This is a genomic window from Micromonospora sp. WMMD712, assembly GCF_029581295.1.
GTDB lineage: Bacteria > Actinomycetota > Actinomycetes > Mycobacteriales > Micromonosporaceae > Micromonospora > Micromonospora carbonacea.
The window spans coordinates 7726787-7739668 of the sequence record NZ_CP120743.1; the positions used below are offsets into that span (position 1 = coordinate 7726787).

The window sequence follows — 12882 nt, forward strand, 5'->3', positions numbered from 1 at the left end:
GATTCCTTGGGGAATCTGGTGATTTCGCCATTACGGAGGGTATTCCTGATGGGCTGGCTAGCGGTGGGAGACTCGCACGAGATCTCCCTCGTCGACGGAAAGGTGGCGGCCCGGTCGGCCGGCCCGCGGGCCACCGGGCGTCCACTCAAGACCTTCCCCAAGGCGCTGCGGGACGACCCGGAGGTGGACCGGCTGCGGCAGCTCGCCCAGTGGCTCGACCGGCACGCCGCCGAGTGCCTGGCCCGGGTCGACGCCTGGGTGGTGTCCTCGCTGCCGGTGCCGACCGCGCTGCTGGCCCGGGTCTGGCCGGACCCGGCCTGGCGCGACGCGCTGCGCGACCTCGTGGTGCTCGGCGACGACCCCGCCGCGCCGGGCTTCCTGCGCGACGTCACCGACGGCGGCGACCTGCGGATGGTCGACCTCGACGGGGAGACCGTCCGGCTCTCGCCGACCAGCGCGCGGCTGCCCCACCCGGCGCACCTGCCCGCCCTGGCCGACCTGCGCGAGTTCGCCGACGAACTCGACATCGCCCAGCGCGTCGAGCAGTTGCACCGGGGCACCTTCGCCCGGCCCGCGACCCTCGCCGACCGGGACACCGCCGTCACCGACTTCCGGGGCACGAAGGTGCCCAACCGGTTGGCCGTCCGCGCCGCCACGTTCGGCTTCCGGGTCTCCGGCTCCCAGGCCAGGTGTCGCGTCTGGGAGGACGGCCGCACGGTCGAGGCCGCCCTGGGCTTCGACGAGGACTACTGGGACTCCGAGGCGACCCTGGGCAGCCTCTCCTGGACGGTCGTGGACGGGCCGACCCTGCGGCTGGCCGAGGTCGGGCCGGTCGCCTGGTCGGAGGGAATGCGCATGGCCACGGCCCTGTCCGGGGCCGCGACCACCACGGGGAGGACGGCATGACCGCGACCACCACCAGCACCGCAGCTGCCCCGCCGTCGGCGGAGAGCCTGCTGGCCGCCGGGGCGGTGCTGCCGGCCGGCACCGCCGGGGCCGGCGACGCGGTGCCGCTGACCGCCCGCAGCTACCGGCACCCGGTCCTCGACGACCGGCCGGTGGTACGGCTGGTCGACGCCGCCCTCGGCGAGGGCGAGGACGCCGCGCTCGCCTTCCTCGGTCTCACCCCGGCCGCCGAGCCGGCCGTCGTCGGGCTCGGCCCCCGCCGTCCGCTGGCCTTCCCCGAGTGGGTGCTGGTCCACCACCCGGCCGACGGCCGGCACGTCCTGGCGGTGGTGCCCGAGCTGCGCAAGCTCGCCCGGCAGGCCCGGTCCCGGCCCAAGGCCGCCCTGGACGGGCACCTGGCCGTCGCCGAGCGCTTCGCCCGCACGCTGCCGCACGTGCTGCCGACCTTCTTCGAGCAGGCGGCGCGGGTGTTCCTGGCCGCCGGGCAGGACACCTACGCGACGCAACTGTTCAACAAGGCGCGGCGGGCGGAGGCCCAGCACGGCCTGCCGATCGACCTGCACCGGCTCGACGAGGTCTACCTGGAGTTCGCGGCCGCCAAGGTGGTGTCCGGCGCCGCGCTGGCCGGCTACGCGCGGGAGCTGTCCGCCCAGCTGCCGCCCGGCGAGGCCCTGGACCGGTTCTGCCGGCTGGCGCTGCGGGCCGCCACCGCCGGTGTGGCGCCGTCCACCCAGTCGGCCACCGCGGTCAACCGGCTGGCCCGGGCCGCCGGCAAGGCCGACGCCGACGCCGCCGACCGGGTGGCCGCCTACCTGGGCGAGCTGCTCCGACTGCCCACCGTCGCCGACGCGCCGGCCGGCTGGTGGCGGGCGCACCTGCCGGCGCTCGCGGCGCTGGCCGGCCGGGACCCGGCGGTGCGTGGCAGCCTGCTCGACCTGATGCCCACCGACCGGGACGACCTGCCGTCCTGGCTGGTCCTGCTGACCGAGACCGGCGCCCTCGCCGGGCTCTGCGACCCCGACGCGCCGGACGCGGCCCGCCCCCGCGACGGCGTCGCCGGCTGGCTGCGCCGCTTCCTCGACCGGGCCACCTCCGGCTACCGCCCCCTTCGGCTTCCGGCGCTCTATCCGCTGGTCGAACGGATGGCCGACCGGTTGCGCGCCGAGCTGGCCGAGCGCGGCGAGACCCTCCCCATCGGCGAGGACCTCGACCTGCTCGACCTGCTGCTCGCCCTCGACCTGCCGGTCGCCGAGCCGCGGCAGCGCGAGACCCTGGACCTGGCGCAGTGGGCCAAGGCCGGGGGAGAACGGGACCTGCGCGCGCTGGCCGGCGACGACCGGTTCACCGAGCCCCTGCGCCGTGGGCTGGCCCGGCTCGACAACGAGTCGGAGACGCTGCGCCGGCTGGCCGGCACGCCGGGCCTGCGGCCGCTGCTGGCCGACTGGCTGCGGGGTCGCGTCCGCGACCGGTTCGCCGCCGGGCTGCCGTACCTGCGGGATTCGGTGAGCTGGCTGGGCGGGCTCCCGGTCGAGGCGCTCCGGCTGGTCACCGACGACGCCGACGGGCCCGCCGCCGGCCAGGGCGCCCTCGGGCGGGCGCTCGGCACCGACCTCGCCGAGCAGGTCGCCGCCAGCCTGCGCGGCGGCATCTTCGACGAGCTGGGCTGGCCGGAGTGGGAGACGGCCTGGCAGGAGGTGACCGGCGGCGACCACCGGATCGAGACGACCTGCCAGGAGGCCTGGCCCTACGTGATCCTCGGCAGCCCCACCACCGTCCGCGTCGTCGGCGCCGAGGGCATCGTGCTCCGCCACGACCTGCGCATCCCCGCCGGCGACAAGTGGGGCGAGCCCGGCTACCACTACGTCGACGGCCGCCTGCTGGTCTACTGGCGCTCCCAGGAGCTCGACTACAACCTGCGCGGCTACTGGCACACCGCCCCCGACGAGCCGCAGCCCCTCCAGGGCCGCACCCGCGGCAGCCAGCCGCGGCGCAACACGATCACCCTGCCCCTGCCCGGCGGCGGGCGCACCACCGGCGGCGGCGTGCTGCACGCCGGGGACACCGCCGTCCCCGACGAGGTGCCGGTCATCACCGACGGCACCGCCCACTGGGTCTACCGCACCGACGACGACGGCGACCGCGGCTGGCGCGAGTACGACCCGGCCGGCGACGCCCACGGCCGGCGCAGCCTGCCCCGGTTCCTGGCCGACCTGCCCGCCGGGGAGCACCTCACGGAGCGGGCGAGCTGGCTGCGGCCCGCCCTGTCGCCGCAGGCCACCCCGGCCGCCGCGCCGGTGGACGGCCTGCTCGGCTGGCGGGTCGTCACCCGGCCCGACGGCTCCGTGCGCGGCGAGGACCTGGCCGGCCGCGCCGTCACCGTGCCGGCGGGACAGGAGCCGGTCGCCGCGCTGGTGCTGCCCGGCGACGACCGGCCCCGCGCCGTGCTCGGCAACCTCGCCCTGCTCGGCCCGGACGGGGTCGCGTCGGCCGTGGCCGGGGAGACCGGCCGGCACTACACCCCCGGCGCGGTGCCGCTGCCCGGCGCGGAGTTCCTCGGCAACCTGCTGCCCCGGGACCCGGCCGGCTCCGCCGCCCTGCGCCGGATCGACCGGGACGCCGTCGCCGGTCTGCTCGCCGCCGCCGTCGACGAACGGCGCGCCCAGCTGGCCGACCCGGCGGCGAACCGGACGGGCGCCGGCCGCCCCGGCCCGGCCGCGCCGGCGCCCACCGGCGGGCAGGCCGAGCCCACCCCCGACCCGCTGGTCGCGCTGATCCGGTCGGCGGTGCCGGCGATCCGCCACGACGCGCTGCTCGCCGGGGTCGCCGGGGTGCTGCGGATGGCCGCCCGCGTCCGCACCGACCTGGACGCGGCGACCGTTCGGCTCACCCGGGCGCTGTCCGCGCCGACGTCGGCCCCGGCGACCACCGCCACCGGGCCCACCGACCGGCGGCTCGGCGCCGCGCTGGACGGACTGCGGGGCACGGCCTACGGGGAGGCCGACCTGGCCCACGCCTTCACCCAGTTCCAGGCGCTGGCCGCCCAACGCTCCGCGACCGGCGGCGTCGACCCCGCCGTGCGGCTGCACATCGACGGGCCGGCGCTGCCCGGTGCGCTGTACTGGTGGACGATGCTCGACGGCGTCGCGGCCGTCGCCTACCGGGCCGTCGCGGCGGTCACCCCCGACGAGCAGCGGGAGGACCTGGCCGCCCTGCTCACGGAACTCGACCGGCTCGACCTGGCCACCGCCGCCGAGCCCGCCCGGTGGCGGCGGCTGCGGCTGCACCTGCTCGACGACGACCTGCTCGACGCGCAGGGCAACCGCCGCCGCCCCCGGCCGGGCATCCTGCCGCTGCCCGACGGGGCGTTCCTCGCCGTCCTCACCGCCAGCGGCACCCACACCGGCTACCACCTCGACGCGCTGCACCACGACCCGGCCGGCGTGTTCGCCGTGCCCGAGCCGTACACGGTGGACTCCTCGGCGTCGGTCGGCGACGACCGGCCGGCCGGCTGGCTGGCCCGCTTCCGCACCGAGTGGGCCGCGCGCGGCCCGCTGCCGTGGCGGCCGGAGGCAGCCGAGCGGTTCGCCGAGCTGACCGGCGTCACCCCCACCGCAGCGAAGCTGGTGCTGGCCGGGCTGCCGCACGTGGACTCGGCGACCCCCGTGCCGGTCGAGACCCGCCGGGCGCTCGGCATCCGGCAGGTCGGCGAGGTCAAGCTGGCCTTCGGCGTGCTCAGCGAGGCCGGCGCGCAGCTGCGCCGGGCCGTGGTCGCGGCCCTGCTGCCCGCCGATCCGGCCCGGCTGTGGACCGACGGGCCGGACGTCGACGCGGCGGCGGAGGTCTGGACCGCGGCCCTCGGCCGCCGGGTCGTGGTGCCCGAGCAGCTGCTCGCCGCAGCGGTGCGGGCGGTCCGCGCCGCCTGGAGCCCCGCCCGGGCCTTGCCGGCTCTGCTCGACCCGGCCCGTTCGGTCGAGCTGGGCACCGACCTGGCCTTCCGGATCAGTGGCGACCGGGCCCGGCCGGTCGACGAGCGGGCCGCCGGCTTCACCGGCGCGGTGCTGACCTCGACGGTCGCCCTGGCCGCCTGGGTCGCCCACCACACGCCGGCCGGCGACCCGTGCCGGGCCGCGTTGCCGGCCGCCCTCGCCGCGATCCGGGACCGGCTGGCCAACCCCGAGCTGCTGCTCGACCTCGACCGGTACGTCTCCCTGCCCGCCTTCCGCCAGGTGGCGGGCACCCCGTCGGAGACCGGGCCGGGTTGGGAACGCTACGGCGCGATCGTGCTGGCCACCCACGACGACCAGCCCTCGCCCGCGCTGCGGCCGGACCTGCTCGACGCCGACGGGACGGACCCGTACCTGCCGGCGCTGCGCCACGACGCCGCCCGGCCGTACCCGATGGAGGTGGCCCTGCGGCTGGTCCGCGACCCGCGGTTCGCGGCGCTGCTCGCCGACCCCGGCGACCCGGCCGGCGGCGAGCGGGCCGCCGACGGGACGTGGTGGCCGCAGGACCCGACCCGGTCCGTGCCCGATCTCGTCGCCGAGGTGGCCGCGGCGCACGGCCTGGGCGTCGACGCGGCGGCGGTGTACCTGATGCTGCTGGCCATGCCGGACCCGACCGACCGCGACACGGCGACGTGGACCGGCTGGAAGCCGGCCCGGCTCAAGGCCGCCCGCGCCGAGCTGGCCGGCACCGACCTGGTCGTCGCGGCCAGCCGGCCCCGGGCCGGCCGGTCGCTGTTCCTGCCCGGCCCGTGGCTGGCCCGCGGCGGCGGGCAGGCCCCGATCGAGGGCTGGAAGGCCAGCCTGTTCGACCTGGCCCCCGACGGCACGGCCGCGCTCGGCGTCACCGTGCCCGGCGAGCCGGTCGCCGACCTCTACCGACGGGCCTGGCGGCGGGTGCGCGACGGCGACCCGCCCCGCCTCGACGCCCCGGCCTCCCGCGCCCCGCGCTGATCCCCGCGTCGGTGGCGGGGCCGCCGGTCCCGCCACCGACCCGCCCACCCGTCCGACACCAGTGAGAGATCGAGGAAACCCGTGACCGTGACGGAACACGTCCGCCCCACCGCGGCACCGGACAACGCCGCCGCCCAGGTGCTCTCCGCCGAGCAGCGGTACGCCGACGAGCTGGCCTTCCTGGCCGCCCACGACGACGGGGCCCGGCCGCCGGGCTGGGCGCTGACCCCGCGCGCCGTGGTCACCTTCATCCGGGGCAGCGACGGCGAGGCGCTGTCGCTGCCGGCCGACCGGCGCGGCCGCCCCGGCGGCGTCGACCTGCCGGCCAGCATGACCATCGCGCCGAAGTTCGTCGGCGAACGCAGCCTGGTCGAGCGGTGCGTGGTCACCCTGGCCGGCGAGCGGGGCCTGCTGCTCGTCGGCGAGCCCGGCACCGCCAAGTCGATGCTCTCGGAGCTGCTGGCCGCCGCCATCTGCGGCACCAGCGCGCTGACCGTGCAGGGCACCGCCGGCACCACCGAGGACGCCTTCCGGTACGGCTGGAACTACGCGCTGCTGCTCGCCCAGGGCCCCACCCCGCAGGCCCTGGTCGACTCGCCGGTGCTGACCGCGATGCGCACCGGCCGGGTGGCCCGGATCGAGGAGGTCACCCGCTGCCTGCCCGAGGTGCAGGACGCCCTGGTGTCCATCCTGTCCGACCGGCGGATGAACGTGCCGGAGCTGTCCGGCACCGGCGACGGCCTGATCCGCGCGACGCCCGGGTTCACCGTGATCGCCACCGCCAACCTGCGCGACCGGGGCGTGTCGGAGATGTCCTCGGCCCTCAAGCGCCGGTTCAACTTCGAGACGGTCCACCCGATCGCCGACGCGGGCACCGAGACCGACCTGGTCCGCCGGCAGGCCACCGCCGCCGTGGAGCGCGCCGGTGCCGCGTACACGGTGGACGACGCGGTGCTCGACGCCCTGATCACGGTGTTCCGGGACCTGCGTACCGGCCGGTCGGGCGAGGGCTGGGACGTGGAGCGGCCCGGCACCGTGATGTCCACCGCCGAGGCGGTTCAGGTGGCGGCGTCGCTCGGGCTGGCCGCCGCGTACCTGCCCGGCGGTGACCCGCTCGACCTGGTCCCGGGGCACCTGCTCGGGGTGGTCCGCAAGGACGACGAGAACGACCACGCCCGGCTGCTGGGCTACTGGGACGGCCCGGTCCGCCGCCGCGCCGAGGACGGCTCGGCGATGTGGCGTCGGCTCTGGGACCTGCGGGCGAGCCTGCGGTGACGGCGGCGTCCCGCGAAGCCGCCGGCCCGACCGGCGCACCGGCCGTGACCGACCCGCCGGGCGTCGGCCCGGCACCGGTCGGCCCGCCGGCCGACGACCCGCGCGCGGTGGTCGACGCGCTCGCCGGTTCGGCGCGGCCCTACCTGATCGGGGTGCGGCACCACAGCCCCGCCCTGGCGTCGGTGGTCCCCGCCCTGCTGGACGCCGCCGGGGCCGAGGTGGTCGCCGTCGAGCTGCCGGCGGACTTCCAGCACTGGCTGCCGTACCTGTCCGACCCGGCCGCCCGGGCCCCGCTGGCCGTGGTCGGCAGCCACGGCGCGGACGGGCCGCTGGGCTTCTACCCGTTCGCCGACTTCTCGCCGGAGCTGGCGGCGATCCGCTGGGCCCGGCAGCGCGGCGTCGAGGTGATCTGCTGCGACCTGCCGCTGGCCGATCCCGGCTGGACGGCGACGGGGGCGGGCGCCGGCGCGGCCCCGACGGCCGACGACGGTGCCGACGCGGACCCGGGCGTGCCCGGCCCCCGCCCGGCGCGCTACGCCGCCGGGCTCGGCGCGAGCGGCACCGGCCGCGACGGCGACGACATGTGGGACCGGGTGGTCGAGGTACGCGCCCCGGGCTGCCCGCCGGAGGCCGTGCGCCGGGCCGCCCTCGGGGTGGGCTGGGCGATGCGCGCCGACAGCGCCGGCGACGAGGGTGTGCCGGCGCGGGACCTGGCCCGCGAGGCGCACATGCGCCGGGTGCTGGCCGACGCGGGCGCGGACGGCCGGCGGGTCGCCGCCGTCGTCGGCGCCTTCCACGCTCCGGCCCTGCTGCTCGCCGCCGCGCCCGACGCCGCCGGTCACGCCGACCCCGCCGGTCACGCCGGCCCGGACACCGCCGGCCCGCTGGGCGGGGCGGCCGACCGGCCGGGCGCCGCGCCCGGCGGCGACGCGGTCGCCACCTCGCTGGTGCCCTACGCGTTCGATCTGCTCGACTCCCGGTCGGGCTACCCGGCCGGGATCCGCGACCCACGCTGGCAGCAGGCGGTCCTCGCCGCCGCCGGTGACCCGGACCGGATCCGGGCCGCCGCCGCCCGGGCCGTCACCGACGTGTGCCGCGAGCTGCGCGCCGCCGGGCACACCGCCGGCACCGGCGAGGCCGCCGAGGCGGTCCGGCTGGCCGACGACCTGGCCCGGCTGCGCGGCCTGCCCGCCCCCGGCCGGGGCGAGGTGCTGGAGGCGGTCACCACCGTGCTCGGCCAGGGCGAGCTGCTCGGCCGGGGCCGTGCCCTGGCCCGCGCGCTGGAGACCGTGCTGGTCGGCGCGGACCGGGGCCGGACGGCCCCCGGCACGCCCCGCTCCGGGCTCGGCCCGGCGGTCGAGGCGGCGCTGGCCGCGCTGCGCCTGCCCCACCCCGACAGCCCGAAGGCCCGCGAGGTCCGCCTGGACCCGCTGCGTACGGACCTGGACCGGCGGCGGGAGGTCCTGCTGCACCGCCTGCATGTCTGCGGCGTCGGCTACGGCGAGCCCGTCGCGGTGACCGGCACCGGCGACGGGGCCGCCCTGACCACCCGCTGGCAGCTCGCCTGGACCCCGTCCGTGGCGGCCCGCCTGGACCTGGTCGGCGTGCGCGGGGTCACCGCGGCGCTGGCCGCGACCGGCACGCTGCGGGAACGCTTCCGCCGCGAGGTCGCCGACGGCGGGCCCACCGCCGCGCAGCTCCTCGCCGGGCTCCGCGACGCCGCCCGCTGCGACCTGCCCGAGCTGGTCGCCGACCGGCTCGACCTGGCCGCCGCCGTGCTGCCCGCCACCGGCACGCTGCCCGAGCTGCTGGCCGCGCTGGACCTGTTGGAGGCGCTGCGCCGGCAGCACCTGCCGGGCACCACCGCCGAGAGCCGGGAGCAGGCGGCCGAGCTGGCCGTCGTGCTGCTGGACGCGGCGGTGCGCGGGCTGCCCGGCCTGGCCGGCAGCGACGCGGCGGACGACGCCGCCGCCCTGGTCGACCTCGCGATCCGGGCCGGACAGGACCGGATCGGCCTGCGCCTGGACGCCGCCCTCGACGACCTGACCCGGTCGGGCTCGGCGCTGATGCAGGGCGCCGCCCTGGCCGCCCGGGTGCTGCTCGACCTGACCGACCTGGCGACCCTCGGCACCCGGGTGGCCGGCTGGATCGACGCGGCCACCGGGCCGGACACCCGCCGGCACCTGCACCGGCTGCTCGGCGGCCTGCTCACCGCCGCGCACCCGCTGCTGCAGTCCGCGCCCGCCGCGCTGGACCCGCTGCTGGACCGGGTCGAACGGCTCACCGATGCCGAGTTCCTGGACCGGCTGCCCGCGCTGCGGGGCGGGTTCGACGCGCTCACCCCGGCGGCCCGGGAGCGGCTGCTGGACACCGTCGCCGAACGGCTGGGCGACCGGCTCGACCTGTCCCTGTCCGCCCCGCCCGAGCTGCTGGCCCGGTGGGCCGCCGCCGACGCGGCCGGCCGGGCCGTGCTGCTCGCCCGCGCCCTGCCGATCCCCGGCCCCGACACCGGGGCCGTCGACGCCCCCGTCGACGGCGGCGACCGGGCGGCGCACGCGCCGGGCGGCGGGCTCGCCCCGACCGACCGGTGGCGGCTGCTGCTCGGCCGGCAACCCGACCGGCTGCCGGCCGACGCCCGCCGCTACGCCCGCGCCCTCGACGAGTTGTACGGGGCGGGGCGCGGCGAGGGCGGCATCGACCTCGGCCCGTCGGCCGGCGGTGGGCAGGAGGCCGCCTTCCCGACGGCCCGCGAGTGGGCCGACGAGCTGGAGGCGCTGTTCGGCACGACGGTGCGGGAGGAGGTCATCGCCCGGGCCGCCGAGAGCGGCCGCACCGACGTGCTCAGCGAGCTCGACCCGGCCTCGGTGCGCCCGTCGGTGGAGCTGCTGGCCTCGGTGCTGTCGCTGGCCGGCGGCCTGCCCGAGGCGAAGCTGGCCGCGCTGCGGCCCCTGGTGCGGCGGCTGGTCGAGGAGCTGACCGCGCGGCTGGCCAACCAGGCGCGGCCGGCGTTGACCGGGCTGTCCAGCCCGCGCCCGACCCGCCGCCCCGGCGGGCGGATCAACCTCGCCCGTACGCTGCGGGCGAACCTGGCGCACACCCGGCGGCTCGGCGACGGCCGGACGGTCGTCGTGCCGCAGCGCCCGGTGTTCCACACCCGCACCCGCCGGGAGGCCGACTGGCGGCTGGTGCTGGTGGTCGACGTGTCCGGCTCGATGGAGGCGTCGGTGGTGTGGTCGGCGCTGACCGCCGCCGTGCTGGCCGGGGTGCCCACCCTGTCCACCCACTTCCTCGCCTTCTCCACCGAGGTGGTCGACCTGACCGACCGGGTCGACGACCCGCTGTCGCTGCTGCTGGAGGTGCGCGTCGGCGGCGGCACGCACATCGCCGCCGGGCTGGCCCACGCCCGCTCGTTGGTGACCGTGCCGAGCCGCACCATCGTCGCCGTGGTCAGCGACTTCGAGGAGGGCTACCCGCTGGCCGGGCTGCTCGGCGAGGTCCGGTCCCTGGCGTCGGCCGGCGTGCACCTGCTGGGCTGCGCCGCGCTCAACGACCGGGGGGCGCCCTGCTACTCGGTGCCGGTCGCCGAGCAGCTCGTCGCGGCCGGGATGCCGGTCGCCGCGCTCAGCCCGCTCGAACTCGCCCGCTGGGTGGGCGACCGTGTCCGGGGAGGATCACGTTGACGAACCGTACCCCCACCGCTGTGGCCGCGGACCGGTTGCCGCCGGTGTCGCCGGCGGTCGCCGCCGCGGCGGTGGCGGCCCTGCCGTCGCGGCTGCGCCGCCGGCTGGATGCCACCGTCGAACGGCTGGCCGCGGTGCCCGTGGGCCGGGTCGACGGCGGCGTGTCGGTCGACTGCGGGCCGGAGGCCCTGGTCGTCCTGCGGCCCGGGCCGGACGGCGCGGTCACCGGCCCGGACCAGGCCCGGTGCGCCTGCCTGCTGGCCCCGCGCTGCCTGCACCTCGCGGCGGTCCTGGCCGCCTGCCCGGTGGCCGACCCGGCCAGCCACCCCGATCCGGCGCCCGCCGCGCCGTCCACCCCGGACGGCGTCGGCCGCCCCGCCGGGCGGGCTGCCGGAACCGGGCGGGTGGGCGCGACCGGCCCGGCCGCCGCCGGCGGCCCGCCGACGAAGGCGCAGCGGGCCGCCGCCGGGGCCCTGTGGCGGGCCGCCGCCGCGGTGCTCGCCTCCGGGGTCCCGGCCGCCGGCGCGGTCGGCCAGGCCGACCTGTTGCGCGCCGCGCACGGCGCCCGCCTGGCGGCCCTGCCGCGCGCCGAGGCGGCCGCGCTGCGCCTGGTGCGCGGCCTGCGCGCGCAGCGGTCCCGGCAGACCGGCCACCGGCTCGCCGACCTGGTCGAGGTGCTGCACGACCTGTTGTACGCGTCCGGTCGGCTCGCCGCCGGCGATCCCGATCCGGCGCTGGTCGGCGTGCTCCGGCGGGCCTACCAGCCGGACGGCACGCTGGAGGTGCACGGCATCTGCCGGGAACCGGTGATCAGCGCGACCGGGTACGCCGGCGTGGTCACCCACCTGGTCGCCGCCGACGGTCGCCGGCTCTCGTTCGCCGACGTGAAGCCGGGCGGCCCGAACCGCGCCAGGGACTGCGCCCACGCGGTCACGGAGATGGGCGCGGCCTCGGTCGACCACGCGGCGCTGGCCCGGGGTGGCCTGCGGATCACCGGCACCACGGTCTCCCCGGACGGCCGGCTCGGCGCCGGCGCGGGGGTCCGGTCCACCCCGGTCGCCGGGGCCGACTGGTCCACCGGGCCGCTGGCGGAGCTGTTCGCCCGGCCGCTGGCGGACGTGGTGTCCGGGCAGCTCGCCGCCGACGACCCGGCCGATCCGGGCCGGGCCGGCACGGCGCTGCTCGGCGCCGACCTGGTGGTGGTCGGCGCGGTAGGCGACCAGGTGCTGGCCCGCGAGCTGGCCCCCGGCGCGGGGCCGGACCGGGCCCCGGTGCCGGACGGTCCGGTGATCCGGCTGGTGCCGGCCGACCCGCACCCCGTGCTGGCGCACGTGGCCAACCTGCGGCGGCTGGCGTCCTGGCCGGGCCTGCGGATCCGGGTGGTCGGCCGGCTGGACCCCGACCGGGCCGGCACGCTGCGCCCGCTCGCGGTCGGCGCGGTGCCGGGTGCCACCGAGACCCTGCGGCTGCCGCCCGAGTGGCGCGGCCGGGCGGACCTGGGCTACGACCAGCTCCAGGGCGCGCACCTGCCGCCCCGCGCGGAGGCCGGCCCGGCGCAACCGGCGTCGGCCGTCGACACGGTCGCGGAGTCCCCGCTGTGGCGGGTGCGTCGGCTGGTGGAGCTGGCCGTCTCCGGTGGCCGCCGGGCGGTGGCCGAGGCGGCCCGCGACGAGGCGGCCTCGCTGACGGCGCCGCTGCGTCGGGCCGGCTTCACCACCGCCGCCGCGGTGGCCTCGGCGCTGGTGGCGGAGTCGGACCGGCGCGGCCGGGACGCGTTCGGCCGGCTCACCGACCCCGACCCGGACCGGTACGCCTGGGCCTGGCTGGCCGCGACCGCCCACCTCGCGGCCACCGAGCGGGAGCTGATCCGGTCCTCCTGGGTGGCCCCGGCGATCTGCTGATCCCCGGGGCGGGCCCGGCCTGACGGCCGCCCCCACGACGCCTGGTGCGGGGCGGCCGTGGGGGCGGCTCCAGCCGCCGCGGGGGCGGCGCGCGACGCACTCCGTTTGATCTAATTCGATCTCCGGGGGCGGCGTCGCCGTCCCGGCCCCGCGAGGACCAGGAGA

5 protein-coding genes are annotated in these 12882 nt (G+C 79.1%); all 5 read left to right on the plus strand.

Annotated features, from left to right (window positions below):
- Positions 1–63 precede the first annotated feature (63 nt).
- The 5 genes from O7633_RS32685 to O7633_RS32705 all read left to right on the plus strand — a co-directional run bounded on the left by O7633_RS32685 (position 64) and on the right by O7633_RS32705 (position 12717).
- On the plus strand, positions 64–906 hold the full coding sequence (locus O7633_RS32685; RefSeq protein WP_282325171.1) for a DUF4132 domain-containing protein: 843 nt from the start codon (positions 64–66) through the stop codon (positions 904–906).
- The gene (locus O7633_RS32690; protein ID WP_282325172.1) at positions 903–5861 is read left to right on the plus strand and encodes a hypothetical protein; all 4959 of its coding nucleotides are present in this window, start codon (positions 903–905) and stop codon (positions 5859–5861) included. Before O7633_RS32685 ends, O7633_RS32690 begins: the two co-directional genes overlap by 4 nt.
- An 81-nt stretch (positions 5862–5942) precedes the next feature.
- Positions 5943–7136 (plus strand): AAA family ATPase, encoded by a 1194-nt coding sequence (locus O7633_RS32695; RefSeq protein ID WP_278134218.1) that lies wholly within the window; start codon positions 5943–5945, stop codon positions 7134–7136.
- Positions 7133–10816, plus strand: a complete 3684-nt coding sequence (locus O7633_RS32700; RefSeq protein WP_278134220.1) for a DUF5682 family protein — start codon at positions 7133–7135, stop codon at positions 10814–10816. The genes O7633_RS32695 and O7633_RS32700 overlap by 4 nt, the downstream gene beginning before the upstream one ends.
- Entirely contained in the window at positions 10813–12717 is a 1905-nt protein-coding gene (locus tag O7633_RS32705) for a hypothetical protein (protein ID WP_282325173.1), read from the plus strand. Before O7633_RS32700 ends, O7633_RS32705 begins: the two co-directional genes overlap by 4 nt.
- Positions 12718–12882: the final 165 nt, after the last annotated feature.

Bases quoted from the DNA above. Each gene is read 5' to 3' on its own strand.
- O7633_RS32690 (WP_282325172.1), top strand. From the start codon at position 903: ATGACCGCGACCACCACCAGCACCGCAGCTGCCCCGCCGTCGGCGGAG.